This window comes from Candidatus Zixiibacteriota bacterium, from assembly GCA_040753495.1.
Classification (GTDB): domain Bacteria; phylum Zixibacteria; class MSB-5A5; order GN15; family PGXB01; genus DYGG01.
Window position 1 is genome coordinate 1 of sequence record JBFMEF010000129.1, and the last position, 26,857, is coordinate 26,857.

Consider the following 26,857-nt stretch of genomic DNA (forward strand, 5'->3'; position numbering starts at 1 on the left):
CAATATTTTGAAGAAATTTCTTGGATGCGAGCGGATATTATTTCTGCGGTACTATAAAGGTCGTTTGGAGGTAAATTACCTGCACGGGCTAATTAGAGTTGACCGGATGGCGGTATCATTCAAGCTGACGCCGGAGATTCAGAATCATCTGAAGAAGTTTGCCTATCTGGAGAAGACGGAGAGTCTTAAAAAGATACTTCCGGAGGCGTCGCTAAAAGCAATTGAAGCGCTGGGGTTATGGGCGTTTTTCCCGGTTTTCTTGAGAGAGAATCTATACGGGGTTTATTTCATAAAGACTTCTCTGCCGCTGGAAGACCGCTCCTTGAAATTCCTGTCCACGGCGCTGGCATTCAATCTTTCGGCGGCTTATCATATCGGCATCCAGGAACAGCAGCTAAAGAAGTTCGAAGAGCGAATGCGGGCGCTGCAGTCATCGCGGGACAAGACCACCGCCACCAAGGCGGTAACGGTTGAGGGTGGGGGAGAGTATCGGACCGAGATGCCACGTTTGCTCCGGATCAAAAACTGCGAAAAGCTGGTTCCCGAGTTGATTGCAGGACTGCGAAAGGAATGCGGTTTCTCAAAGATGGCGTTTTATGTCTCCTCCGGCAAAGCCGATGACGTGGTGATTGGGGTCAATTGGAATTTGTCCGAAGATACCGACCGCCTCCTGCGCGGACAGTACGGTTCGCTTCTTTCGGCAATAAAGACCGACGCGATTGTCGATTTCAAGAACAACAATAATCTCAGTCTGGATGCGGCAGAAGCAAAAATATTAAAGTCGGGGAGTCTGCGATATCTGACGTCGCTTCCCTGGATTGAAGATAAGAAAGCGCTGCTTCTCTGGAACGGCGACAAATCTCCGGAAGAGGTAGCCGAGAAACTTCGCCGGTTCCGTCAGGAAGCGTTGCCGCTGATTGAAAATGCCTTTCATTTTGAGAAGATGGAAGCTTTGTCTTATACCGATGGCCTGACCGGTATACATAATTTCCGATACTTCCGCCAGCGTCTGGAAGAAGAACTGCAGCGCGCCAAAAGATACCACAGGACGCTGGCTTTGATGATTCTGGATATAGACAACCTGAAGAGCATTAACGACAAATACGGGCATCTTGCCGGCGATGCCATTTTGAAAGCGTTCGGGAAAATATTGACCAAATCGGTGCGGGCCATTGATGTCGCTTCCCGGTACGGCGGTGATGAATTCTGCCTTATAATTCCGGAGGCGGACCGAGACAAGGCGCTGTTGTTTATGGAACGATTCCGGGTTAAAATCGCTTCGGAGCATGCCGCCGGCGAGGGGATTTCCAGCGATTTCAAATTCTCGGTTTCCATTGGAGCGGCTGTCTATCCCGAAGATGCGGAGGATATTGACGAGTTGATTAATGCGGCCGATATGGCGCTTCTGCAAGCCAAAGAGGAGGGGGGGAATCTCTCGCGAATCTATCAACCCGATTTTCGGCGCCCCGGGTATAGCCGTTAACTTAGAATTTTTTACCCAATATGTGATAAAATAGGCCCGAATTTTAAAACTATGTCGAATCTAAAAGCGTTTAATATATTTGCCGATTAAGTATACAGGACACGCGGTTATTGGAGAATAAGAAATAATGACAGGAAATTTCAGGAAGAAGATCGGGCTGCTTTCGGCGATGGCGGCGCTATTGCTGTTTGGCGGCATGGCATACGGACAGGCCTATCAAATTGGACCGGGCGACGTCCTGGAAATTCGCTTCTGGCAGGACCGTACGCTTGACCAAGTGGTAAAGGTGCGGCAGGATGGAATGATATCGCTTGATATAGCGGGTGAAATCGAAGCCGCGGGACTGACTACGCAGGAACTGGAGCGGCGGATAATCCGGCAAATTTCTCGCTTCAACAGCGCCATCTCCCAGACTGTCGTGCGGGTGGTCGAATACAATCATTTGCGAGTTTTTGTCTCGGGACAGGTCCGGACGCCGGGCAAGTATGCTTTTGAGAAGATGCCGGACCTCTGGACTATCATTAATGAAGCGGGGGGAGCCACTGATATCGGTGATTTAAGCCGGGTGATGATTATCCGGGGCGGCTCTGACGCCGGTAAGGTTGAAGTGGTCAATGTCTCGGCGCTGGTGACATCGGGGAAACGAAATGAGTTGCCGGCAATACGTCCCGGTGATACCATCGAGATTCCAGCGACTCCGGCGGGACTTCCTGCCCGAACCCTGACTGACCAGATGGCCCAGAGGAATATTTTCTATGTCATGGGAGAGATTTTAAGACCGGGACCGCTGTCTCTGGAAAGCAACATCGACCTGCTTGACGGCATTGCCCTGGCGGGAGGCCCGACACAGTATGCCGACCTGAAAAATGTGACAGTTATCTCCAAGGATGGAACATCGGCGCAGGTGATTCAATATAATCTGAAAAAATATCAGGGCAGCGGCGCGCCGGGGCGGTATTTTCTTCGACCGGAGGATACCATTGTGCTTAACCGGCGGAGTCGCGGGTTTCTGGGGATTGACTCGGTAACCGGCTGGCTGGGGGTGCTGGGAGGTCTCGGTTCGGTCGTTCTAATCGCTTACCAGTTGGAGTTGTTTGGTCTGGGAAGCGAAAGCGGGCGATAGGCTCAATGGAGTATGAGCGACATATTGCCCTGAATTTAAACCGTGCGGGGGAGTAAAATGGACTCTTATCGTTTGGACAGTCGGATAGTAGATAACGAAAAAGAATACTTGATACAGACGGTCAATGATGTTCGCCAGGGGGTGATAAAGACCTCCTTCTTTGTCAATGGGGAGCTGATGGACGCCAGCGTCATGCCTCATTCGGAAGAGATGAGCGAGAATGAGATATTGAATCTGGTTAAGACCACCCATGGTGACAAGAAATCGGAATTGGAATATCTTCTGAAGAGCTACCGCAATATTCTGGAGGAAGGGCGTCCGGAAATGATGTTTCATCTGGGGTCGGCGCTTTTTTATCGCCGGATGTATCCGGAGGCGCGGCAGCTGTTTCAGAGCGCCGTGAAAATCCGCCATGATTATCATGAGGCGTATTATTTTCTTTCCCAGACAGAACTGATGGCAAATCATATCGACGCCGCGGTCAAAGCCGGGTTGAAAGCGGTGGAAATTCGTCCCCAGTTCGCCGATTATCGCAATATCCTGGGAGAAGCGTTTATGGCGGCCGGCTCCTGTCGCCGGGCGGTAATCGAATTTGAAGATGCCATCAAACTGAATATCTATTACGCTGACGCCTATTTCAATCTGGCGCTGGCGTACACCCTGAATGCTGTCACGAAGGAAGACTTCAACCTCTATACCGACCTCACGACCAAAACCATGGATTTGCTGAACAAGGCGGTATTGATAAATCCCGACTACAAGACGTCTACCTTTGACGAAGCGGTAGCGGCCCTGACCAACGGGGAGCTGAAGCGGGCATTTGCGCTGTTTAAAGGGGTGCGCGACGAGAAGAAAGAAAAGCAGCGTCAGGGAAAGGCGGCGCATTTTCATCGCTTCCTGATGTACACCGAGTGGCTTTCGCAGAGCAATATCGACGACCGGATAAAGCAGCTGCAGAATGAAATTGACCGCAATCCCAGCTATGTTGACCTCTACTACGAGCTGGGCGCCTGCTATCTGCATCAGGCGAAATTTGCCTGGCAGAAAAGTATCGAGCAGTTCAAAAAAGCGCTGGAAATAAATCCGAGTCTGGCTAAAGCCAAGCGGTCGCTGGAACTGTCCGAAGAAAACTATCTGAAACTGACCGATGCCATTTTTGATATAACGGAAAAGTATGTCTGAACGGAGGAGACTTGGGAAAGGATAAGTATCTCAATTTAGTCGATTATTACGATGTTGAATCACCCGAGGCGTCGGAATTCAGGCGGCTTCTGCATAATTTGAACGGTCTTAAGTCCCCCCAGAATAAGAGAACTATCTTGGTTACCTCCTCCATGGTTTCCGAGGGGAAATCCCTGATATCCTCGTTTCTGGCGATAACGGCCGCGCGGCACAAGGGTCGGAAGACACTTCTCATTGATTTCGACCTGCGCCGCCCGACCATCCACAAGCTGTTCGGATTATCTCGAGAAAAAGGGATTGCCGAGGTGCTTCTCGATGGAGCCGCTGTGCGCACAGCGGTCAAGCAGACCGCCCTGGAAAAACTGGACATACTGACAGCCGGAAGACATCTGGAAAATCCCTCCGACATTATAAATGGTCCGATTATTCATAAGCTTCTTGAGGAATTGAAGTTTTATTACGAACTGATACTGATTGACACCTCTCCTGTCGTGCCGGTATCCGACCCGCTGATACTGATGGATGAGGTTGATGGAGTGCTGCTGGTGGTCAAAGCCGGTTCGACTCCACGCGGCGTGATAACCCGCACCACCGGACTTCTCGCCCGCCAGAAGGAAAAGATATTGGGCGTGGTCGTCAATAATTTGACCCATTCTCTGCCGTATTATTATAATTATAATTATTACGGTTACAATTATTCGCCTACCAAAGAATAGGCGCTCCCTTTCTCCGCCATTGTAAGAGGTAAATCGGTGCTGACCAATATCCTTACCGTTGACCTGGAAGACTGGTTTGTCGTTGAAAATCTGAAAGAGAATATCGACTTCCGGGAATGGGATGAACTGCCTTCGCGGGTGGTCGGCAATACCGAACGCCTGCTGGACCTTTTTGAACAGCACGAAGTGCGGGCGACCTTTTTTGTTCTAGGTTGGGTCGCCGACCGGTTTCCGGCATTGATAGATGAAATAGCCTCGGCGGGACACGAAGTAGCCTGCCACAGTTATCGCCATCTTATGGTAAAGAAAGCCGACAAAGAGCTATTCCGCCTTGATACCGAGATGGCTATCAAGGCGATACGGAATGCCTGCGGTATTGCGCCGATAGGTTACCGGGCGCCCAGCTGGTCCATTGATTCGACCACCAAGTGGGCATTTGAAGTTCTTGCCGACCTAGGCTTTTCGTATGATTCATCGCTGTTTCCTATCAAGCATGATATCTATGGCGACCCCTCGGCGCCCAATCAGATTTTTAAGATGAAACTCGACAACGGCCGAGTTCTGCACGAGATTCCGGCGTCGACTACTAAGGTGCTGGGAAAGAGGCTCCCTGTCTGCGGCGGCGGCTATCTTCGCCATTCACCTCTCTGGTACACGGCGGGGATTATCAAGAAAATGAATCGCGAGGGACAGCCGGCGGTGCTTTATGTTCATCCCTGGGAGCTGGATACCAATATGCCCCGTCTCAAAGGCCTGAGTCTTCTTCAAAAATATCGTCAATATGGCTCCATTTCCACCCTGCTGCGGAAATTGAATCACCTGCTTGGCGAATTTGATTTCTGCCCGGCCCGCGATTATCTGGAGACTCTTAATCGCAAGCCAATCGGATTTGAGCGATGAGCGCGCGAAGCCTGGTGGCGGTTCTGGATACGTCGGCGGCGACAGTAATCGAGGATTATCGCCGGCTACTCCATCTGGTCGGTTATCAGAGCATAATAAAGCAGGACCAAGAGACGATTCTGAAGTTAAATCTTTCCTGGACTAAGTATTTTCCGGCATGCTCATCCCAGCCCTGGCAGCTGGAAGGGGTGGTGAAAACACTTCTGGAAGATGGCTACTCTCCGAAGAAAATTATTCCGCTCGAAAACAAGACCGTGGTAACCGACCCGATAAAAGGGGCGAAGAACAACTGCTGGATGCCGGTATTGAAGAAATACGGATTGGGATTTACGGCGCTGACCGATGTCGGCTGGGTCAAATATGAATTCAAAGAAAAACTTCTTCGGCTGGATAGAATTTTCCCCGAGGGGATAGAGATACCGGCGCTTTATCCCGGTAAGCAGATTATTCATCTGCCAACGGTAAAGACTCACGGTCACTCTGTCACCACCGGCGCCATTAAGAACGCCTTTGGGGGACTCTTAAAAGAAGTTCGCCACTATGCGCATAAATATATACACGAAGTTCTGGTGGATTTGATGATAATGCAGAAAGAGCTGCACCCGTCGCTTCTTGCCGTGATGGATGGCACAGTCTGCGGTGATGGCGCCGGGCCGCGAACCATGACTCCGCACGGGAAGAATATATTGCTGGCTTCGGCCGACTCTGTCGCCATTGACGCCGTGGCGGCGCGCCTGATGGGGTTTGAACCGATGGATATTCCGTACCTACGTCTCTGTCATGAGCGAGGGTTGGGGGTGGCCGACCTGAGAGAAATCGAAATTAAGGGGAAAGATATTGGCGGGATTAATTTCGGCTTTAAGACTAAGAAATCATTTGTAATCTGGGGCGACCAGATGCTTCGGCTGGGACCGCTGCGGTTTCTGGAGAAGATTGCGCTTCATTCGCCTCTGGTATTCTGGGCGCCGATGGCAAGTAACTTCTATCATGATTGGCTTTGGTATCCCACTATCGGACGGTCGATTATAAGGAAGTTCAGCCGGACCGAGTGGGGGCAGCTTTTTACTCAATATAAGCAGCGCTACCAGGTTTAGCGGATGCCCATGCCCAATGCGCCAATCAGATTCTGTGGCAACACGGTCCAAATTTCGAGTGATGGCAATATTTTTTGAAATATTTCTTGACTACCAACTGTATAATTGATAAATAGTTATAAGCAATCTGGAGGTAGTGTAATGAAACGGTTGATAATTATCTTAGGTCTGGTTCTTTTGTTTGTCGGCGGCAGTGACGCCAGGAAGAAAGACCTTGCCGGTCAGGTGGAAAACGGCGTTTACACGGATGACGATTACGGTTTCTCTCTGGCGATCCCAGATGTCTGGGATTATTCCATCAAGAAGGCGAAAAGCCCGGTCAGACTGGTTCTGGTCAAAAAGCAGTATGATATCCCCCTTCACTTTCAGCACGCGCCTAATTACACTACTATTCCCAAGGTCACAGTCTTTGTCGATACCTCGTCTTTGACGGCGGACCAGTTTGTGGATTCTATATTATCAGAGGGGTTCAAATCCAAGCAGAAGAACAATATCTTTCAAGAATTTAAGAATATGTTTGGCAACTTTCAGTTGAAGAAACGCTCGCGCATGAGCGCCGGGGACGTTCCCGGTGTTCGGATTTCGACTCAGCTTCGCTATACCCTGGAAGTGCAACGGGCCGGTTCCGAGTCGGACCGCGCCGATGTGGTTTCCGATTTCTATGGCGGTTCAATCTTCTTCGCCAAAAAGGATAATCATATCGTCATGCTCAATCTGGTTTGCGAATGGCGCTATTTCGACAGCATCGAAAAGGAGTTTCTGGAATTGCTGAACGGTCTGAAGTTCGCTGAAGGATAAGCCTGGCATCGGGCGACGGCAGATAGACAATATTTATTCCATATTTAGAAACGGATTTTCTTCCAAGGAGGAAGTATGTGGGTGTTCAGGTCGATTCTGATCCTCATTATCATTTTGATAATTGTCGGATTTGCCGTTTATAATACCGGCCCGGTCAAGACTGTAGATGTTGACCTGATTTGGACCCAGCGCTACGACGTGCCTCTTATAACGGTGGTATTCTGGTCGTTTGTGCTGGGAGCGCTCATATCGCTTCTGCTCTTCATTACCGTTTATTTAAAACTGTCCAACCAGCTGAGGGAATCTAACCGGACGATAAAGGGGCTTCAGAATGAGGTGACGGCGCTCCGAAACCGGCCGATTGAAGAAGCCAAAAATCTTCTCGGCAAACCGGGGGACCTTCAGGAGTAAAATATGGACAGTATTCTCATAATATTTATTTTAGCTCTATCGGCTCTTCTCTTCATATATCTTTATTACGACCGCTTCAAAAAAGAGAAGAAGGGCAAGGACCTTACGTCGTACATAGAGGGGCTGAAGGCGTTGCTGGACGGCCGAGATGAGGCCGCTTTCGGCAAGTTCCGGGAGGCGGTCGCGGAAGACAGCGAAAATATCGACGCCTATGTCCGTATCGGCAATATTCTGCGGAAATACGGCAAGACCGATAAGGCGCTTCAGGTGCACAAAGACCTGACCATTCGACATGGGCTTTCACCCGATGATAAACGTCTGATTCTTCGCGCCCTGGCGGAGGATTTCCTGGCGCTGAATGACAATGCCTCGGCTCTCTCGGCTCTTCGGGAATTGATTTCCATAGGCGGCGACGACCGCTGGGCAGCCGAGAGACTTCTGGAGCTGCACTCCCGCACCGGCGACTGGGAAGCGGCTTTTGAAATGAAAGAGCGTCTGGTCAAGAGTGACGGGGCAAAGTCGAAAGGGGCTCTTGCCATTTATAAATTTCTGCAGGGCGAGAAACTTTATAATGAGAAGGAATATCATAAGGCGCGACTTCTTTTCAAGGAAGCGATTAATCTTGATGCCGCCTGTATACCGGCATATATCTTTATCGGCGACTCATATCTTGCCGAGAACCGGGAAGAGGATGCCGTTGAATTCTGGAAGCGGCTGATTAAGACGGTGCCGGAGGCGTCCCACTTCGTTCTGAGTCGTCTGAAAAGGGCGCTCTTTGACCTGGGGAAATTCGGCGAGATATTCACCATCTGTAACGAAATTCTGGAAACCTCGCCAAAGAATCTGGATGCCCGCTTGACGCTGGCGGAATATCATTATAAAAAGGGGGAATACAGCGACGCCATGGACCATCTTTCGGTCGCGATTGAGGACCATCCGGAGTCATATATGCCGATTCTCGACTTAGCCAAGATATCGCTCACCGTGGGGGACAAAAAGCGGCTGAGCGACCTGATAAATCGTCTGGAGCAGCGCCGGGAGGCGGTTGAAAACGAATATCATTGTACTCGCTGCGGATATAAGTCGCGCACCAAGAAGTGGCATTGTCCCTCCTGCAAAGCGGTTGACAGTTTTGTGATCTGATGCGTTTTTTTCTTTTATTACTGGCGGTATTGGGGGGAGCGAGCGTAACCGGGGCGGCCGATATCATTGAACTTATAGACTTCGGCGACTTGACTCAGGCTCGCCTGGAACTCAATCGCCAAGTGTCAGCGTCGCGCCGGGACGGTCTCTTGATACTCGGACAGGCGCTTCTGGAAACGGAAGGGCAGAAAATCTCGCAATTGCTCGAAAGAGCATCGCATGCCGGCGTGCCCCCGGAGCGCGCGGAATATTACTACAAAACAAAAGCCTATTTGCTTCTGGCGGACGGGAATTTCGAAGGATTGCTCCAGGTCACGGAGGAATACCTGGGAATCTGGGAGGCCGGTCAGTACCGGGAGCAGATGATGTTTCTCCGGGCGCTGGCGGTTGAAAAGAACGGGGATAAGGCAGGCGCTTCCAAACTGAAGGAACAGATTATCAAAGAGGGAGCATCGGCGCAGCTGAGCAATCAGGTTCGTTTGAGCCAGTCAATCGAGCTGCTGGCAAAGAAGAAATTCGGAGAGGCGCAAAATTTCTGCCGGAGAATCATTAAGTCGAAAGATGAAGAGTTTTCGGCGGCGGCGATGTACCTGATGGCATCGGCGGCAATCGAAATAGGCAGAGTTGATGACGCCATCCATTACTATAATCTGCTAAAGGAGAGTTATCCCCGTGCTATCGGGCTGGAGGAACTCGCCGACCGGTTTCAAAGTTTTGAACCGAGAAGCGTCGACCAGAAGGCGGAGACACTGACCGGCACCGTCTATTCGCTGCAGACCGGCGTTTTTTCCCAGAAGGTCAACGCCGAGGCGCTTGCCGAGCGGATGAAAAAATATAAGGCGCCGGTGGAAATTGTCGGAAAGACGATCTCCGGCAGGAAATATTACGTGGTCTATGTGGGCCGATTTCGCTCGACGGATAAGGCAATGGAATTCCGCGCCCGTCTTGAAGACGAGGAGAAGGAAACATACCAGGTGGTGGCGCGATGACCCCGGGCTCCCGAAAGGATTCTATGACGCCGCTGATGCGTCAGTATTACCGAATTAAGTCGCAGCATCCCGACAAAATATTATTTTTCCGAATGGGGGATTTTTATGAAATGTTCGGAGATGACGCCATCAAGGCGGCGCCGATTCTCAACGTGGCGCTGACTTCCCGTGGCAATATTGACGGAGAAAAGATTCCGCTGGCCGGGGTGCCGTACCACGCTATGGACAAATATATGGCGCGGCTGCTGGCGGCCGGGGAAAAAGTGGTTGTGGTGGAGCAGGTGGAAGACCCCAAATTTGCGCGGGGCGTAGTCAAAAGAGAAGTGGTGGAGATAATGACCCCGGGCACCGCCACCTTAGAGGGCATGACCGAAGCCAGCGCTCCCCTCTATCTCGCCGCGGTCTATGCCGAATCGGAGAAGAAACTGGGGCTGTCATACATAGACCTGACCACCGGGAAAATTTTTGTCTATGAAGGGCAGAAAGGCGACGTGAGTCAACGTCTGCAGATTTTGTCGCCGCGCGAGATTCTGGTTCCGCAGAATTCCAACGGCTCCTCCGAATTGTCGCCTGTCTCGCATCTTTTGACCCGGACATTGAGTCGTCAGGTTACTCCCGCCGAGGAGCACAATTTCGACTACAGAAATGCAGTCTCGGAGCTGCAGCAATTCTTTGGAGTCAGCACTCTGGACGGTTTCGGGGTAGGTCATTTCAGAGAGGGGTTGGCGGCCGCCGGGGCTATTTTTCGCTATTTGAGAGAAAATAATAGAACAAAACTGGACCATATAACACAGATTTCGCCGGCCGATTACGAGCAGCATATGCTGCTTGACTACAACACCGTCCGAAATCTGGAACTGGTGCGAAATCTATCCGACAATTCCGAGCAAGGCTCGCTTTTTCACTCCCTTAATCGTACCTCTACGGCCGGCGGCGCCCGACGACTCAGAGAAAGCATTCTCCGTCCCTTCAAATCGCGCGCTCTGATTGACCGACGTATGGCTGGCGTGGCGGAACTGTATCAGATACGGGAACTGGCGACAAAACTTTCCCAGCTGCTGAAAGGGCTTCCGGACTGGGAGAGACTCTGCGGCCGTCTGGGAATGCGCAAGATTAATCCCCGCCAACTGGCGTCGATAGGCGATGCCATTCGACTTGGGAAAGACGCAGTGGAATTAACTCAAGCGCTCCAGGCGGAGGTCTTTCGTGCCGGCTGCGGCGCTTATCCTGAATTGCGCGAGGTTGCGGAAATAATTGAGAGAGCCATAGTCGAGGAACCTCCTTTAACTTCGGCCAAGGGAGACATTATCCGGCCGGGTTACTCGGATGAACTGGACCGGCTGGTTGAGTCGATTCGGGAGGCGCGGGAATATATTGCGTCTCTTCAGAAGACGGAGCGAGAGCGAACCGGCATAGCCTCTCTGAAGGTTGGATTCAACAAAGTCTTCGGCTATTATATCGAAATCACTCGGAGCAATCTGGATAAGACACCTGAGAATTATATCAGAAAGCAGACTCTGGTCAATGCCGAAAGATTCATAACCGAAGACCTCAAGGCTAAAGAAGAGCTGATACTGGCGGCGGAAGAGAAGATATTTTCACTGGAAGAGCGTCTGTTCAATGAACTGGTCGACGCCGTGGCGCAGTCGATCAAAAGACAATTGGAAGCGGCGGAGATTCTCGCTGAACTCGACCTCATAGTCTCATTAGCCAATCTGGCAGTAGAGAAAATGTATGTTCAGCCGGAAATCAGTGAAAGTCCGATTCTCGAAATTAAAGGAGGGCGCCACCCGGTAATTGAAGAGATTCTTCCGCCCGGGACATTTATCCCTAACGACCTGAGCCTGGATATGAACCGCGAGCGGATTATGATTCTGACCGGTCCGAATATGTCGGGTAAATCAACCTACCTTCGGCAGATAGGATTGATTGTAATACTGGCGCAAATAGGCTCTTTTGTGCCGGCGGAGAAGGCGGTTGTTGGGCTGGTTGACCGGGTCTTTACCCGCGTCGGCGCCGTCGATAATCTGGCACGGGGACAATCAACATTCTTAGTGGAAATGATTGAGGCGTCAAATATATTAAATAACGCCACCGAGAATTCTTTGATTCTGCTGGATGAGGTAGGCCGGGGAACTTCCACGTTTGACGGTCTCTCCATCGCCTGGGCGGTGGTTGAGTATATCAATGAAAACATAAAAGCCCGGACAATATTTGCGACTCATTACCATGAGTTGACCGGTCTGGCGGCGCTCTATGATAAAGTGCGGAATTTCCAGGTGGCGGTGAAGAGATGGCAGGAAGAGATAGTATTCTTGCATAAAATTGTTCCCGGCGGGTGTGATGACTCTTATGGCATCGAAGTCGCCCGTCTGGCGGGAGTGCCGCGCAAAGTTATCGGACGGGCGCGCGAGCTCTTGAAACTGCTGGAGTCGGGGAAATTTTCGCAGTCGGAACTGGCGCGCGGAATCCAGAAGAATATAAATCAACACTCTCTGTTTGAAAAGCCACCCTCGGAACTGGAAGAGGAATTGCGGCGGCTCGATATGAACGGACTGACACCGCTTGAGGCATTTCGACTGCTGAATAAATGGAAAGAGCGGCTTGATGAGCAATAGCCCGTCACTGGCGACCCGGCGAAGAATTCGTCCGCTTCCGGAACGGCTGGTAAATAAAATTGCCGCCGGCGAAGTAATCGAGCGGCCTGCCGCTGTCCTCAAGGAGCTGGTGGAGAATTCTCTTGATGCCGGCGCCACCCGGGTCGATATCGTCGTTGAAAAATCAGGCACGAAACTGATATCGGTTGCCGACAACGGCTGCGGCATTGCCGCCGAGCAGATTGAAGTCGCCTTTGCCCGTCACGCTACCAGCAAGATAAGCGATTTTTCCGACCTGGAAAATCTCGCCAGTTACGGATTTCGCGGCGAGGCTCTGCCATCGATAGCCTCTGTTTCGCGGACGCGGCTGGTTTCACGAACGGAAGAGGCCGACAGCGGACAGGAAATAATAATTGAGGGGGGAGTGGTCCAGAATCTCAAGCCGATTGCGGCGCCGGTCGGAACCATAGTGGAAGTCTCCAATCTTTTTTTCAACACTCCCGCGCGCCGAAAATTTTTGAAAGCGGAAGTCACCGAGGCGCGCCATCTGACCCGCACCGCCGTGGCGCTGGCTTTAAGCGCCCCCCATATCAAATTCAGTTACCGCCTCAATGGTAAAGAGGTTTATAATCTGAGCGCCGAAACTGACTCCAGTTTCCGTCGGCGTGTCTCCAATCTGCTCTTTGCGGGACAGGAAAACTCCCTTCTCGAATTAAGGTCGCAGATTGATGGAATTGATATTCTGGGATATATCTCCACGCCGCAGAGCGCCCGACAGAACCAGTATGGACTTTATCTTTTCATTAACGGCCGCTTTATTAAATCGACCAATCTAATGCATGCTATCATTGCCGGGTATGGCGAAGCGCTGCCGCGCGGAAATTATCCGGCCGGCGCGGTCAACCTCCGTATTGAACCCTCGCGGGTTGATGTCAATGTGCATCCCACCAAAGCGGAGGTGCGTCTATCCGAAGAAAGCCAGGTGCACGACCTGCTGTTTCAGGCGGTGCGACGGGGGCTGCGGGAGTCCGGGCAAAATCCCGGCTCAATCGCATCGACTGGCGTCACAGCCGACGCCAAAACCTGGGTGAGACAGGCATATCGCCGCGCCGACGCCGCGCCCTCGGGCGGCTTTGCCGCGAACCAGGAATTCTTGAAACAACTATACGGCGGCATGGATTCGGGGCAAACGGTCGATTCCTCCGCAGCTCATAACGACTCAAGGCAGGAATTGCCGGGCGTGGAGCTGGTTGATGTCACTACCGGCGAGATGCTTACCCGTGATGAAATTCTCTTTCTCGGACAGTTTGCCGAGCTTTATCTGATATTCATGAGCCGCGTGGAGATATTTGTTATCGACCAGCACACCGCTCATGAGAGAGTTCTGTATGAGGAAAATCTGGAAACGATAAATCGCGGCTCGGGGGTGGCGCAGAATCTGTTGTTTCCGGTGACGATTTCCCTGGCGCCGGACCGCTACGCCCTCTTTGAAGAAACCGCGGGCCTTCTGCAAGCGGCAGGATTCGTGGCGGAACCGTTTGGCCCAAGAACCGTGCTATTATCGGCGGTGCCATCAGTACTCTCCCGCAAATCGCCCGAAAAAGTGTTCCTTCAGATTATCGATGATATCGGAGTGATAAAAGGAGCGGAGCATGATTTGAAAAAAGCGGTCGCCCAGTCAATTGCCTGCCGCTCAGCGGTCATGTCCGGGGACCGTCTCGGCGCCGAAGAAGCTTTGAATCTCTTCAAACGGCTGCTGGCGGCGAAGGATAATTACTGCTGCCCGCATGGTCGCCCCACCATCTTTAGAATCAGCAAGAGTGAACTTGATTTCAAATTCGGACGGAAATAAACCGACGGTGCCGGTTCTTACAGGACCGACCGGTTCCGGCAAAAGCGAAATTCTGCTGAAACTTTTCCGGGAATATCCCGACCTGGAAGTTATTTCGGCCGATTCGCGCCAGATTTACCGCGGACTTGATATCGGAACCGATAAACCTACGCCCGAGCAGAGGGAAAAGTATCGGTTTCACTTGATTGATATCGTGTCGCCCGGTGAGCGATATACCGCCTTTGACTTTACTCGCGATGCCCGGCAATGGCTTGAAAAGATACAATCTGAGGGTCGAAAAGCGTTGGTCTGTGGCGGCACGGGACTTTATGTACGCTCACTGGTGGAAGGAATCGCGGAAATCCCGGAAGGAGACTATCATTACCGGGAGCAACTTCAGGAGGAAGTAGCGACCCGGGGATCGCAGTATCTCTATGAGCAGCTTAAAGCAATAGACCCGAACGAGGCGGAAAAGATACATCCTCATAATATTCGCCGGATTATCAGAGCCCTTGAGATTTACAAGATAACTGGCCAGCCGAAATCATCGTTTCTATCCGAAAGTCGGACGGACAGCAATAATGAAGTCAATTTTATGGTGATTTGCCTCATGCCGGATAGGGAGAGACTGTATAAGGCTATAAATGACCGGGTGGACAAGATGATGAAAGCAGGACTATTGCGGGAGGTAGAGGAGCTTTACAACCGGGGAATGAAGGATGCGATCCTTGCGATTAATGTAATTGGTTATAATGAGTTAATCGATTATCTGGATGACCGTATTAGCCTCGATTCGGCGATAACCCAGATTAAGCAGAATACTCGTCGATTTGCCAAACGGCAGATTACCTGGTTTAAGGGGATGAAAAATATCCGATATGCCCGAAGTGATAAGGAAGTTATTGATATACTAAGGGTTCTCTGGAAAAGGGAAAAATAATCCCTTGACAGTGTTTCAAGCAGTTTTGTATATATCGCAATGAGTTAGCCTGATTTGGGTGTAAAGCAGGTATATTTGTCTGCCGATATATTCAAGACAGGATACTAAAAATTTGGCAGGTGATAATGCATAAGCAGGCTTTTCTGTTCTTGTTAGTTGCAACGGTTGGATTGTTCGTATTCTCATGCACCAATCCCCGTCTGCAGAAAGCTGGAGATAAAGGGGAAACGGGGCAGCAGGGGCAGCTCGATGATAGTGGGGCTGGGGAAACAGAAATATTCGAGCTGGAGCCGATGGGGGAGAGTCCGCAGGAGATAAGCGATTCAGCGACAATGGCATTTGATGGCGCTGCCGCCATTGATGACGTTATATCAAGACGGCTTGATATTGCCCAGGAATACTGCACAATGGGGATTCTGGCTAACCGCGAGACAGCCTGGGAGGAAGCTGAGTACTATTTTGAAAAATCGCTTTCCATTCTGGGAGAACTTGATATAGATACCGAATCTGATTCGCTCACCTCGGAAGGGATACGATATAATCGTCTTCTGGCGGAAATCACCGCCAACTATCGCACCACCCTGGTGTCGCTAGGGCATCTTCCGGAGGATGTTTCTCCGGAGGCTCTGATATCACGGTTCTCCGAGATGAATAACCTGAAGATTGATTCCTCGGAATACAAACGTCTGGAGACTTATACACAGGAAAAGCTGAGTTACGATGTTCCTATTGTCTTTAATGACCGGGTGAAGAAGTGTATTGTCTACTATCAGACTGTGGCGCGGGATGCGGTTAAGCGATATCTGGGCCGTTCTACCAAATACAATCCGATGATTCTGAGGATTTTCGCTGAATATGGATTGCCTCTGGATTTGTCATACCTGGCGCTGGTGGAATCGGGGTATAATCCACACGCCTATTCCTGGGCTCGCGCCATGGGACTCTGGCAGTTTATTGCCTCAACTGGAAGACTCTATAACCTGGACCGCACCTGGTGGTACGACGAAAGGAAGGACCCGGTCAAGGCGACTCATGCCGCAGCGCGGCATCTGAAAGACCTGTATAACGAGTTTGGCAGCTGGGAACTGGCGCTGGCGGCGTATAATTGCGGTCCCGGACGAATTCGCACCGCCATAAGGAAAACGCGCACGGAAGATTTCTGGATGATGCGGCTTCCCAAGCAGACGATGGATTATGTGCCGTTTTTCATGGCGGCAGTGATGATATGCAAGGACCCGGCCCGATTCGGCTTCACCGATATCAATTATGAACCGGAATGGACTTTCGATGAGGTGAAGATTAACAAGAGCCTGGAACTGAAAACGGTTGCCAAGGCGATTGACTGCACGGTGGAAGAGCTCAAAGAGCTGAATCCCGAATTGCTTCGGCAGCATACGCCACCCAATGTAAAGAATTATATGCTGCGAATTCCGGTCGGAACCAAGGATGCGTTTCTTGCCGCCTATGACGAGATGCCGTCATCGAAACAGACCAGCTGGGTATATCATAACATAAGACGCGGGGAGTCGCTTTCGACCATTGCCCGCAAGTACGGGGTTTCGGTCTATGCCATTCGGGAGGCGAATAACCTCAGCTCCAAGTCGCGCATTATAGCGGGAAAAAATCTTATTATTCCAGTGCCGGGCGGAGCTACCTATGCCGAGACCGAGCCGAAAGCGTCACGCAAATATGCCGCTGAAGGAGACAGCTATGTGGTTCGAGCCGGCGATACCGTCTCCGATATCGCCGCCGCATTTGGCACTACCGCCGAAGAGATTCGACGGTTGAACCGCCTGAACCGCCGCTCTTTCATCTATGTCGGTCAAAGACTGAAAGTCCGCTCTGACGGCGCCGAACAAAACGCCGAAGTTCGCGCCAGTTCCGCTGAAGGAGCCAGCGTTTATGTAGTGCGCAAGGGAGACACGCTCTGGGATATCGCCAAGCGTTTCGGGATTTCGGTCTCGTATCTAAGAAAATTGAATAACCTGGGAAGCCGGGGGAAGATATACCCGGGGCAGAAACTCCTTATCTCGAGCGCCGACTCGACTTCAAGTTATCGAATCTATACGGTCAAACGCGGTGATACCCTCTATGGAATTGCCGACCAGTTCAGGACATCGGTCGCCAATCTTCTGGCATGGAATAAGCTGGATGACCCCGGTAATATCAAAGTGGGGGAAAGGCTGAAAATTTTCAGTAATTAGTTATGGCAGGAAAACGAGACGCCATTGTCGCGGTAATCATCATTCTAACATTTTTCTTTGTCGGGGGCTTTTTCATCCTGCTTTTCCTGGGAACGTGGGGAGAAGATGACGGGATTAGTATCTCGGGCGGCGGTTCGCGAATTGCGGTGGTTGAAGTTTTTGGCACTATTTCTGAAGCCGAACCGATAGTCAAGCAGTTGAAGAAATGGGGGAAATCATCCAGTGTCAAGGGAATTGTGGTTCATATAGATTCACCCGGCGGCGGAGTTGCGCCATCACAGGAAATATATGATGCCATCAGAAAAATTCGGGATGAGGAAGAAAAAGTAGTGGTAGTATCGATGTCGTCTCTGGCGGCATCAGGCGGTTATTATATTGCCTGCGCCGCCGACCGGATCGTGGCCAATCCAGGGACGTTAACCGGCTCTATCGGAGTCATAATTCAATTCTTGACGGCGGAGAAACTGCTGCAAAAAATCGGGATAGGGTACGAGCGGGTAAAGTCGGGCGACCTGAAAGATGTGGGGGCCTTGGACCGGGCTATGACCGATAAAGAGAGGGAAATGCTGACCGCGGTCATAATGGACACCTATGAGCAGTTTGTCGAAGTGGTGGCGGAGGGACGGGAACTGGATAAAGATGATGTCTATCAGCTGGCCAATGGCGCCATTTACACCGGACGGCAGGCTTATGGATTGGGGCTGGTGGACACGCTGGGGACTTTTGACGACGCACTCCAGATTGCCGCTGACCTCGCCGGTTTAAAAGGGGAGCCGCAGACCATACAGGAGCCAAAGCCAAAGAAAGGGCTCTGGGAGCTTTTGGGGGTCGGAATGAATGAAATTCAACAAACGGTTCAGGGGGAAAGCGGGGGACCGAGAATTATGTATCTGTATTAAAATAAAATATTGATTTGCATATAAAACTTGTATAGAATAATCGCTGATTGCGGGTCAAACTGGAACGCTAAGAATAAATGCTCTATAGTTTTATAAAAGTCCGGGAACTGATTTGAACGAAAAAAAATGAATATCAAAATAAACCAGCAGGTAGGGAGGATGAAATGACCAAGGCTGACCTGGTAGAAAAAGTAGCCGAGAAGACCGGCTTGACCAGAACTGATGTCGCAGTGGTTGTTGATGCATTCCTGGAGACGGTGAAGAAATCGATGGAGACCGGTAACAATATCGAAATCCGCGGTTTCGGGACATTCAAAGTGAAGTTACGGAAATCGCGCAAGGCGCGCAATCCGCGGACTGGCGATGTGGTCCCGGTTCCGGGAAGAAAGGTCCCGGTGTTTAAGCCATCGAACGAATTCAAGAACCTGATTACGAAACTGCCGGTCTGAGCGAAGTCTCGCTTTTAACTCGAACGGAGGATTGATGCCAAGCGGCAAGAAAAGAAAACGTCAGAAGATTAAGACTCATAAGCGGAAAAAACGCAGAAGAGCGGATCGTCACAAAAAGAAAATCAGATAGTCGTCACTGATTTCCAGACAATTGAGGGGAAAAGAGTTCCGTGAGATTCGGCACTCTTTTCCCCTTTGATATGTACCAAAGCTAAATCTCCCTTTCAATATTCTGAGGAAGGCTCCCTAAGCAATTGAATTGAATGAAGATCGACAGGGAGTCGGTATGTCTCTCTTCAGCATTCTTCAGGGCACAGCAGTTGCATAAACCTTTGGTATGCGGAAACCGCTGACAGTGCTTTTGCTGGGCATAGTTATGCCGCTTTTCTCGGTGTTTTCATTAACGCTGGATCGCTATGACATCAAAGTTAGCGACGACAATTCTACCGCCGACCAGCTTAATCCGCGCCTGACCCTTGGCGCCCCTGGTTCTGTCATTGTCATCTGGTATGATAAACGAGGAGGGCAGAACAATATCTACTGTCAGTATCTGGACAGCGCCGGATATCTGTCAGGCGGCAATCAATTAGTAAATGATATCGATATTGGTATTCCCCAGATGGAGCCGTCGGTCTCCGCCAACCGCTTCGGGCAGGTGGCCGGTGTCTGGAAAGATTACCGCAATGGCGATTACCCTTTTGGCGCCGATATCTATTTTTCCAGAATTGAGCCGTCGCAGACAATTTCCGACATAAATCTGACCTCCGAATTGCCGGATTCCACTACCGAATCGCCCGATATTGCTCTGTTCAGTGACGGCTCCTCGATGGTCGTCTGGGCTGATTATCGTAACCGCAACTGGGATATATATGGGCAGCGGCTCTCATCCTCCGGCGGGCTTTTGGGAACAAATTTCAGACTCAACAGTGAAGCGGGGACATTTGCCCAACATTCACCGCGGGTCTGCGGAATGATTGACGGCAGCTTTGTTGTTGTCTGGTACGACAATCGGCTTGGCAATGATGATATATTCTGTCGCCGGTATGACCGCAACGGAGCGCCAATTGGTTCTGAATTCAAGGTCAGCGACGATGCCGGAACCGCTCGCCAGGCATTTCCTGTTGTCGCCGCCGATGGTTATCGGCGCTTTTACATTGCCTGGGTTGATTGGCGCAATGGGCAGTATCCCCAAAACCCCGATATTTATCTTCGCCGCTATGACAGCGCTGGAGCCGCCCTCAGCGCAAGCATGAAAGTAAATCTGAACGACGGCCTTACCGCCCAGAGAGAAGTGGCGCTCGCTTCTGATAATATCGGTAACCTCTGCCTGGCATGGGCTGACTCATCTACCGGTCAATGGAATGTTCGGGCGCAGATTATTGATAACCTGGGGCTATTTTCCGGCAGCGCTTTCAAAGTTCATCAGGACGACCTGGGGCGGCAGCTTCAGCCGGCAGTGACCATGGATAATTACAATCTTTATTTCGCCTGGGCTGATTCCCGGAGCGGAAATTTCGATATTTATTTGACCCTCAAAAGATATAATAATCCCACCCTGGTGGCGGAGCCGGGCTCGTTAAATTTCGCGATGGAAAGAGACGGCGCCAACCCGCCGGGTCAATCGCTTATCATAAGAAACGCAGGAGCAGGTGCGCTCCGCTGGAGCGCCCGTTTCGATGTCGACTGGGTCAATCTCACTCCCCTTTACGGCGTTACCCCGGATACTATCTCAGTAACTATAGCCGGCGAAAATCTGGAATTCGGAGAGTACGGAACTTATCTCAGAATTGAAAACCAGGACGACAGCAATGCGACAGTAGTCGTTCCTCTCAACCTGACCGTAACTGCCCCCCTGCTTAATATTGAACCGGATTCCGTCTATTGCCGCGCTTTTGCCGCCCTTGGCAATCCCGCCCCGATATACCTCAGAATTCTTAACCAAGGCAGTGGTGTCTTTAACTGGAGCCTGGCTGAAGAGATTCCCTGGCTCTCTTCGAACCAAATGAACGGCATGCAGAATGACTCGGTAGCTCTATCTATCGATATCTCCTCCCTCGGATTCGGCAGATACCGGGAGCCGGTAATCTTTGAGGCACCGGAAGCGGTGAATTCACCTGAGACTCTTTTTGTCATTCTCGAGTTAGTGGGGAATATGCCGTACTTGCGGGCGAGCCCGGATTCGTTCTTTTTTGACCGAGAAGTCGATACAAATACACTTGCCGGATGCCAGATTCAGAATATCGGGACAGGAGCGCTTGACTGGGAGGCGTCGGCTACCGTCGGGTGGATAAATATTCTAAACAGCGCCGGAAGCGACGATGACTCTCTCAAGTTTCAAATTGAGCCAATATTTTTATCGCCCGGTCTCCATTCCGGAACTATTACGGTGCGCGACAGCCTTGCCTTCAATCGGCAGATTGAGGTTCCGGTCCGGGTAAAGATTCCACCGGCCGATTCGATTATAGTCGGGAACGGCCGGACCACCCCCGGTAATAGCGCGGTGACATCTATTGAACTGACATTTTCCCGACCTATTAAAGAAGGATTTCTCCCTCTTCAGTTTAATCCTGACCGATTGCAGCTTGATTCTGTTTCTTTTCAGGCGGCAGATTTTTCCGCAGATGTGGTAATGGCATCAGAAACCTACGACAGTGGGATGTTTGCCATAAGTTTTCTAACTTCGGATAGCGGCGGAATCGAGGCGGGGAATTATCATCTTGCTGACCTGTACTGGACAGCCGGCTCGATTCCGGGTGTCTTCGGCATTGATACTATTCTCCAGGATACTCTATATCTTCGGTTACGAGGCGTGGATGACAGTGAGATTGCCGTAACCGTGATTGCGGGAGCGGTAACTGTGGATGAACCTACGGCCATCGACGAATTTGATAATAACCTGAATCCTGCCGCCTTGGGTTTGTCGCCGAATTTCCCTAACCCCTTCAATGGGCAGACCGTTTTTGAGCTTACTCTAAACGAAAGAGCCGATGTGACCATTGAAATATTCAATATTCTGGGGCAGAAAATTGCCAGAATTCAGAGCGGGCCGCTGAGCGCGGGACGTCACAAGATTTTCTGGGATGGCAATTTGGAGGGGAGAATGCCGGCTCCCAGCGGCATCTATTTCTGCCGTGCCGCCGCTGACAAATCGGTTCAGTACCGCAAACTGCTGCTTCTGCGATAGATTTTCGGGGCTTTGGGGGAAATCCTATCCGCCGAAACAATAGCCGCAAATTCATCGTCAAAGAGAATAGATTTTTAAATTTGATTGATGGAGGTAGCGGTGAGACTACGGAATTTCTTACTGACAGTCTTGGCGACAGCGATTGCTATCGCGCCCGTCTGGGGGACTGAAGAGCAGATATACGGGCAGGTTGTAACCTCGGATGGGGAAACTTTTGAGGGCTTTATCCGGTGGGACAAAAATGAAGGATTCTGGGATGACATTCTCGATGGCTATCGGGAGCGGGAAGACAGCCGGGGAGATGATTATAGCTCGCGCCGTTCCGGCGCCAGGAAAGTCAGTATTTTTGGTATTACAGTCTATCGGGAAGAAGGGGATGAAATGGGGTGGGATTGGGGGGACAAAGCCCAATCCGGAATTCGTTTTGGTCATATAAGAACAATCAAACCTATCGATGGTCAAAGGGCGCGGATAGAGTTGAAAAGCGGGGAGAAGTTTGAAATCGAAAACAGCTCGACCGATTTAGGAGAAAGCATGCGGGAGCTCCTTATAGATGACCGGAAACAAGGGATACTGGAGCTTCTCTGGGAAGAAATCGAAAAGATTGACTTCATGCCGGCGCCGCCGATATCGTCGAATTTCGGACGTCGCCTTTATGGCGAAGCCTCTACTCGTCGGGGAGACTTGTTCCGGGGGTTTGTCTGCTGGGATGTCGATGAGATTTTTGACACTGACATTCTGGATGGGGAGGATGGACGTCGCAAGCGTAAGATTGAATTTGGAAAAATCAGCAAGATTGAGCCGTTATCGTCGCAAAGCGCCCTGGTGATTCTGAAAGACGGCACGGAAATGGAATTGGAAAATTCCAACGATATCGACAGCGGTAACCGCGGTGTGATAATATCCGACCCGAAATTGGGCCGAATCAGTATCGACTGGGACGAATTGGAGAAAGTGGAGTTTGCCGAACCGGTAAAGGGAGTTGGCTATGACGATTTTGACGGCGGCCGCAGGCTTGAGGGCAAAGTCATACTGGAGAGCGGCGATGAATTGAGCGGCGAAATCAGGTGGGATGATGATGAGGAATTCACCTGGGAGATTCTTGACGGCGAATTTCAGGATATTGAAATGGATATCGAATTTGGATTGGTCAAGTCGATTGAGAAAATCTCTTCGCGCACCAGCAAAGTTACTCTTAAAGACGGGCGAGCTTTCAAATTGCGAAACTCCAATGATATCGACTCCGACAATCGAGGCATATTCGTATCGGATAAGGGGCACGAAGAGATGATAGAGTGGGATGAATTTCGCCGGGTGGAATTTCGCTAGCAACTGCCGGCAGAAGATACTGTTTATCGCTTAATCGGAATCCGGCTCGATATGGACAAGTATGTCGGCGACGTCGGGAAATTTCTGCTGGACTTTCCGCTTGATTTCTGAGGCGATATCATGACCCGCTTTAACGGAGATATTACCATTGACGTTTACGGCGGTATCGAGGTAGTAGCTCGAGCCGACAGCGCGGCCGCGTATCCAGACAACCGCCATCACCCCGTCTAAATTCTTGATGTAGTTTCCGATATCCGTTTCGATTTTGCTGCCCGGCGAGGTAACCATCAGGGTGGGAATATTCTCCCGGATGATCTTAGCGCCCTGCTTGAGAATAAAGAATGCCACCCAAAGTCCGGCCAGGGGGTCCAGCACCGGGTATCCGAGTTGCGCCATGATAATTCCGACCAAGGCTCCGGCGGAGACGATGACATCGGAGCGATGGTCATAGGCATTGGCGATAACCGCCGGCGACTTGAACCTCTTGCCGATTCGCAGGGTGTAATGGTAGAGAGTCTCCTTGATAATTATGGTAAGGGCGGCGGCCGTTGTCGCCAGGTAAGTGGGGGTCTGAAAATTCCTGTCAATGATGGAGTGCACCGCCTCATAGCCGATATATCCGCCGGTAAGCACCAGCACTATTGCGACAAATATCGCCGCCAGATTATCGGCGTTGCCATGACCGTAGGGATGCTCGTCATCGGGAGGGCGGTTGGCGATACGGATGCCTAACCAGACCACGGCATTGGCGACGATATCGAGAAGGGAATTGAGGGAATCAGCCACCAGCGCCTGAGAACGCCCCAATATGCCGGCAACCATCTTCAGAATAAACAGAAATATATTGATGATTATGCTGAAGCGAGTGCAGGCTTCCGGAGTATAGAGACTTTCGCGCAACCTCTTACCTATTGCGGAATATTAACACAAAATGGAAACCGGTCATAAGACCGGCTTCCTTATCTGGCAATTCTTATTGCCCCGCTTCTTTCAGGGCTTGCAATTCCTTTATATGCTCTTCGGTCTGGGGTATCAACTTCTGCGCCTTGGGATTGTTTTTGGCGACTCTCAGGAAATTGTTCCAGTATTTCAGCACCTGGTCGACTTTATCTTGATTCTCATGCTCATATGAGATCGCCAGGTTGTAGAGAGCATTGAAATTGTCCGGCTTGAGGGCAACGGCGCGGTCAAACATACGAAATGCCTGTGAGTAATTTTCCTGCGCCAGGTAAATCTGCCCCATGCTGTTAAAAGCGTTGAAATTGTTCTTGTCCACCTCAGCGGTTCTGTTGTACGCCGCGATTGCTTCCGGATACTTCTTCAAGTTCTGGTACCCCTTGCCCAGCAGATACAGAGCGGTGGCATCGGTCGGATTCCTCTCCGTGTAGATTTTGATATTGTCAATAAGAGCGGGCCAATTGCCTTGTGAATAATAGAGAAAGCCGAGGTCTTTATAGATATCGGTGTAATCGCTCTTTTTTGCCAGGGCGGTTTTGTAGGCGTTTTCACTTTCCGTGAATTTGTCGCGCTTATAGTAAGTTCGGCCCAGATTCGCCCAGGTATCTGGATTATCGGGGGCAACTTCAGTAGCCTTTTTGAAATTGCTCTCGGCATCCGCAAACTGCTCCTTGGCGAAATATATCGAGCCGAGGTTGATATAGGCATCCGCAAATGACGGGTCTTCTTTTATGGCATCCTTGTAACCAGCTATCGCCAGCGAATCATTCTTCTCGTTCTGCGCCTTCAGAGCGCTGTTGAAATGCTCTTTGGCTTTAACTTCGTCGGCCTGCGCTATTCCGGCCGCGCAGAGACTGAGCAAGACTAATGCAAGTGGTAAGATTTTCAAGCCGTTTGAGATTCTGCCTGCTTTCATTCTGTATCTCCTTCCTTTAACTTATTTTACAAATTTTCCCTGGGATGGTTTGCAGATTATTTCTGCCCCGATTTCTCAAGCTCCCTTCTGATTTCAGGATACTTCAAGGCAAGAATCCTCGCCGCCAGATGGGCGGCGTTTTTGGCCCCGGCGCTCCCTATCCCCATGGTTGCCACCGGCACACCGGAGGGCATCTGCGCTATGGAGAGCAGCGAATCAAGCCCATTCAATGATGCGGGCAAAGGAACTCCAATTACCGGAAGATGCGAGCGTGCCGCCACCACCCCCGGCAATGCTGCGGCCATTCCGGCCATACAGACGATAACCTCGTACCCGGAATCAGCGGCCGCTTTAGCCAGAGCATCGGTTCGGTCAGGCTGACGGTGCGCCGAGGAAATTTCAATATCCGCCTGTACGCCGAAATTCTTCAGTACCGTCTGGCATTCATCGGCATACTGGCTGTCTGATTTCGAACCAAGCATTATCAGCACTTTTGGCATTTTAGACTCCGTAACTTCTCATCATGGCGGCACTCTTGGAACCGATGTCAGAACGGTAAATCATGCCGTCAAATTTAATATTCTCAATTACATCATAAGCGCGGGATATGGCCGAGGGAAGGTCATTCTCTACCGAGGTCACGCCGACTACACGGCCTCCGGCGGTAATCCAGTTCTTGCCTTCACGTCGTGTCCCGGAATGATACAGCATAGAATTCATATCGCTGTAGTTCCTTAAACCGAAAATCCGCTTACCGATTTCCGGCTTATCAGGGTATCCTTTGGAGGCAAGGATAACACAGACCGCCGCTTTTTGCTCCCACTCCAGTTCATCAATTATAGACAAATTCCCATCCACAATGGCAATGAAGATATCCGCCAGGTCAGATTTCAGCAAAGGAAGAACCGCCTGTGTCTCCGGGTCGCCGAAACGGCAGTTAAATTCCATAACTTTGGGTCCGGCCGGTGTCATCATCAAGCCGGCGTAGAGCACCCCTTTGTAATTTCTGCCTTCCTTCTCAAGGCCATAAATGGTCGGCTCGAGAATATGCTCTTTGATAGTTTTTAAGGTAATATCATCGATAAAATTGACCGGGCAGTAGGCGCCCATGCCACCGGTGTTAGGACCGGTATCGCCATCGCCGACCCGTTTGTGGTCCTGCGAAGGAAGCATCATCTTGACCGTCTTGCCGTCGGTGAAAGCCATTACCGAAACTTCCTGTCCCTCCATGAAATTTTCGACTACGATGCTGGCGCCGGCTTCGCCGAATACTTTTTGCACCATCATACGCTCCACCGCCTGCACCGCCTCTTCCTGGTTGTGAGCGATAACCACGCCCTTTCCGGCCGCCAGACCGCTGGCTTTAATGACTACCGGAAACGCCGCCGATTTGACAAATTTGGTCGCCTCGGTCAAATCGGAGAATATCTGATAGGAGGCGGTCGGGATATGATACTTGCGCATAAATTCCTTGGCAAACGCCTTAGAACCTTCAATTTCAGCCGCCAATTGGGTGGGACCGAAGATGCGCAGTTCGCGGCGGTTGAACTCGTCAACTATGCCCAGAGTCAAGGGAAGTTCCGGGCCGACCACGGTCAGGTCAATGCTATTTTTTCGGGCAAAATCGGCTAAGCCATTGATATTGTCCGCCTTGATATCGACCGATTCGGCAATCAGGCTGATGCCGGCGTTTCCCGGGGCGGCAAATATTT

At 50.9% G+C, this 26,857-nt stretch carries 22 protein-coding genes; 18 read left to right on the forward strand and 4 right to left on the reverse strand.

Going from position 1 to position 26,857, the window contains the following annotated elements:
* From AB1690_08520 to AB1690_08605, 18 genes are all read left to right on the forward strand, one after another.
* A partial coding sequence (locus AB1690_08520) for a GGDEF domain-containing protein (protein ID MEW6015352.1) occupies window positions 1-1,483 on the forward strand: 1,483 nt, incomplete at its 5' end.
* A 127-nt stretch (window positions 1,484-1,610) separates the two neighbouring features.
* A complete protein-coding gene (locus tag AB1690_08525; protein MEW6015353.1) occupies window positions 1,611-2,606 on the forward strand; it encodes a polysaccharide biosynthesis/export family protein in 996 nt (331 codons plus the stop codon).
* Between the two features lie 57 nt (window positions 2,607-2,663).
* Complete coding sequence (locus AB1690_08530; GenBank protein ID MEW6015354.1) at window positions 2,664-3,788, forward strand: tetratricopeptide repeat protein; 1,125 nt, start codon at window positions 2,664-2,666, stop codon at window positions 3,786-3,788.
* A gap of 11 nt (window positions 3,789-3,799) precedes the next feature.
* Entirely contained in the window at window positions 3,800-4,504 is a 705-nt protein-coding gene (locus tag AB1690_08535) for a CpsD/CapB family tyrosine-protein kinase (protein ID MEW6015355.1), read from the forward strand.
* A gap of 36 nt (window positions 4,505-4,540) precedes the next feature.
* Window positions 4,541-5,404: an XrtA system polysaccharide deacetylase gene (locus AB1690_08540; protein ID MEW6015356.1), complete on the forward strand. Its 864-nt coding sequence runs from the start codon at window positions 4,541-4,543 to the stop codon at window positions 5,402-5,404.
* Complete coding sequence (locus AB1690_08545; protein MEW6015357.1) at window positions 5,401-6,498, forward strand: DUF362 domain-containing protein; 1,098 nt, start codon at window positions 5,401-5,403, stop codon at window positions 6,496-6,498. Before AB1690_08540 ends, AB1690_08545 begins: the two co-directional genes overlap by 4 nt.
* A 141-nt stretch (window positions 6,499-6,639) precedes the next feature.
* Window positions 6,640-7,296, forward strand: a complete 657-nt coding sequence (locus AB1690_08550; protein MEW6015358.1) for a hypothetical protein — start codon at window positions 6,640-6,642, stop codon at window positions 7,294-7,296.
* Between the two features lie 75 nt (window positions 7,297-7,371).
* Complete coding sequence (locus AB1690_08555; GenBank protein MEW6015359.1) at window positions 7,372-7,707, forward strand: LapA family protein; 336 nt, start codon at window positions 7,372-7,374, stop codon at window positions 7,705-7,707.
* Between the two features lie 3 nt (window positions 7,708-7,710).
* A complete protein-coding gene (locus AB1690_08560) occupies window positions 7,711-8,850 on the forward strand; it encodes a tetratricopeptide repeat protein (protein ID MEW6015360.1) in 1,140 nt (379 codons plus the stop codon).
* Complete coding sequence (locus AB1690_08565; protein ID MEW6015361.1) at window positions 8,850-9,839, forward strand: SPOR domain-containing protein; 990 nt, start codon at window positions 8,850-8,852, stop codon at window positions 9,837-9,839. The genes AB1690_08560 and AB1690_08565 overlap by 1 nt, the downstream gene beginning before the upstream one ends.
* Window positions 9,840-9,862: 23 nt before the next feature.
* Window positions 9,863-12,457, forward strand: coding sequence for a DNA mismatch repair protein MutS (mutS, locus tag AB1690_08570; GenBank protein ID MEW6015362.1), 2,595 nt, complete (start codon window positions 9,863-9,865; stop codon window positions 12,455-12,457).
* On the forward strand, window positions 12,447-14,288 hold the full coding sequence (mutL, locus tag AB1690_08575; GenBank protein MEW6015363.1) for a DNA mismatch repair endonuclease MutL: 1,842 nt from the start codon (window positions 12,447-12,449) through the stop codon (window positions 14,286-14,288). The genes mutS and mutL overlap by 11 nt, the downstream gene beginning before the upstream one ends.
* A 7-nt stretch (window positions 14,289-14,295) precedes the next feature.
* Window positions 14,296-15,207 (forward strand): tRNA (adenosine(37)-N6)-dimethylallyltransferase MiaA, encoded by a 912-nt coding sequence (gene miaA / locus AB1690_08580; GenBank protein MEW6015364.1) that lies wholly within the window; start codon window positions 14,296-14,298, stop codon window positions 15,205-15,207.
* Window positions 15,208-15,332: 125 nt separating this feature from the next.
* Window positions 15,333-17,411: a LysM peptidoglycan-binding domain-containing protein gene (locus AB1690_08585; protein MEW6015365.1), complete on the forward strand. Its 2,079-nt coding sequence runs from the start codon at window positions 15,333-15,335 to the stop codon at window positions 17,409-17,411.
* Between the two features lie 2 nt (window positions 17,412-17,413).
* Window positions 17,414-18,310 (forward strand): signal peptide peptidase SppA, encoded by an 897-nt coding sequence (gene sppA, locus AB1690_08590; GenBank protein ID MEW6015366.1) that lies wholly within the window; start codon window positions 17,414-17,416, stop codon window positions 18,308-18,310.
* A gap of 164 nt (window positions 18,311-18,474) precedes the next feature.
* Window positions 18,475-18,759, forward strand: a complete 285-nt coding sequence (locus AB1690_08595; GenBank protein MEW6015367.1) for an HU family DNA-binding protein — start codon at window positions 18,475-18,477, stop codon at window positions 18,757-18,759.
* A gap of 337 nt (window positions 18,760-19,096) precedes the next feature.
* Entirely contained in the window at window positions 19,097-21,943 is a 2,847-nt protein-coding gene (locus AB1690_08600; protein ID MEW6015368.1) for a FlgD immunoglobulin-like domain containing protein, read from the forward strand.
* A gap of 99 nt (window positions 21,944-22,042) precedes the next feature.
* Entirely contained in the window at window positions 22,043-23,272 is a 1,230-nt protein-coding gene (locus AB1690_08605) for a hypothetical protein (protein MEW6015369.1), read from the forward strand.
* A gap of 30 nt (window positions 23,273-23,302) precedes the next feature.
* On the opposite strand, the gene AB1690_08610 is transcribed toward AB1690_08605, so the two are convergent.
* The 4 genes from AB1690_08610 to purD all read right to left on the reverse strand — a co-directional run.
* The gene (locus tag AB1690_08610; GenBank protein MEW6015370.1) at window positions 23,303-24,172 is read right to left on the reverse strand and encodes a cation diffusion facilitator family transporter; all 870 of its coding nucleotides are present in this window, start codon (window positions 24,170-24,172) and stop codon (window positions 23,303-23,305) included.
* A gap of 73 nt (window positions 24,173-24,245) precedes the next feature.
* Complete coding sequence (locus AB1690_08615; protein MEW6015371.1) at window positions 24,246-25,145, reverse strand: tetratricopeptide repeat protein; 900 nt, start codon at window positions 25,143-25,145, stop codon at window positions 24,246-24,248.
* A gap of 56 nt (window positions 25,146-25,201) precedes the next feature.
* Window positions 25,202-25,645: a 5-(carboxyamino)imidazole ribonucleotide mutase gene (gene purE / locus AB1690_08620; protein ID MEW6015372.1), complete on the reverse strand. Its 444-nt coding sequence runs from the start codon at window positions 25,643-25,645 to the stop codon at window positions 25,202-25,204.
* A gap of 1 nt (window position 25,646) precedes the next feature.
* The coding region (gene purD, locus AB1690_08625) for a phosphoribosylamine--glycine ligase (protein ID MEW6015373.1) at window positions 25,647-26,857 on the reverse strand (1,211 nt) is incomplete at its 5' end.

What these genes read in the sequence shown, in the direction of transcription:
- AB1690_08585 (MEW6015365.1), top strand. Translation starts at nt 15,333, where the DNA reads ATGCATAAGCAGGCTTTTCTGTTCTTGTTAGTTGCAACGGTTGGATTG.
- purE (MEW6015372.1), bottom strand. Translation starts at nt 25,645, where the DNA reads ATGCCAAAAGTGCTGATAATGCTTGGTTCGAAATCAGACAGCCAGTAT.
- AB1690_08525 (MEW6015353.1), top strand. Translation starts at nt 1,611, where the DNA reads ATGACAGGAAATTTCAGGAAGAAGATCGGGCTGCTTTCGGCGATGGCG.
- AB1690_08560 (MEW6015360.1), top strand. Translation starts at nt 7,711, where the DNA reads ATGGACAGTATTCTCATAATATTTATTTTAGCTCTATCGGCTCTTCTC.
- sppA (MEW6015366.1), top strand. Translation starts at nt 17,414, where the DNA reads ATGGCAGGAAAACGAGACGCCATTGTCGCGGTAATCATCATTCTAACA.
- AB1690_08600 (MEW6015368.1), top strand. Translation starts at nt 19,097, where the DNA reads ATGCGGAAACCGCTGACAGTGCTTTTGCTGGGCATAGTTATGCCGCTT.
- AB1690_08595 (MEW6015367.1), top strand. Translation starts at nt 18,475, where the DNA reads ATGACCAAGGCTGACCTGGTAGAAAAAGTAGCCGAGAAGACCGGCTTG.
- AB1690_08555 (MEW6015359.1), top strand. Translation starts at nt 7,372, where the DNA reads ATGTGGGTGTTCAGGTCGATTCTGATCCTCATTATCATTTTGATAATT.
- mutL (MEW6015363.1), top strand. Translation starts at nt 12,447, where the DNA reads ATGAGCAATAGCCCGTCACTGGCGACCCGGCGAAGAATTCGTCCGCTT.
- AB1690_08565 (MEW6015361.1), top strand. Translation starts at nt 8,850, where the DNA reads ATGCGTTTTTTTCTTTTATTACTGGCGGTATTGGGGGGAGCGAGCGTA.
- AB1690_08545 (MEW6015357.1), top strand. Translation starts at nt 5,401, where the DNA reads ATGAGCGCGCGAAGCCTGGTGGCGGTTCTGGATACGTCGGCGGCGACA.
- AB1690_08615 (MEW6015371.1), bottom strand. Translation starts at nt 25,145, where the DNA reads ATGAAAGCAGGCAGAATCTCAAACGGCTTGAAAATCTTACCACTTGCA.
- mutS (MEW6015362.1), top strand. Translation starts at nt 9,863, where the DNA reads ATGACGCCGCTGATGCGTCAGTATTACCGAATTAAGTCGCAGCATCCC.
- AB1690_08550 (MEW6015358.1), top strand. Translation starts at nt 6,640, where the DNA reads ATGAAACGGTTGATAATTATCTTAGGTCTGGTTCTTTTGTTTGTCGGC.
- AB1690_08530 (MEW6015354.1), top strand. Translation starts at nt 2,664, where the DNA reads ATGGACTCTTATCGTTTGGACAGTCGGATAGTAGATAACGAAAAAGAA.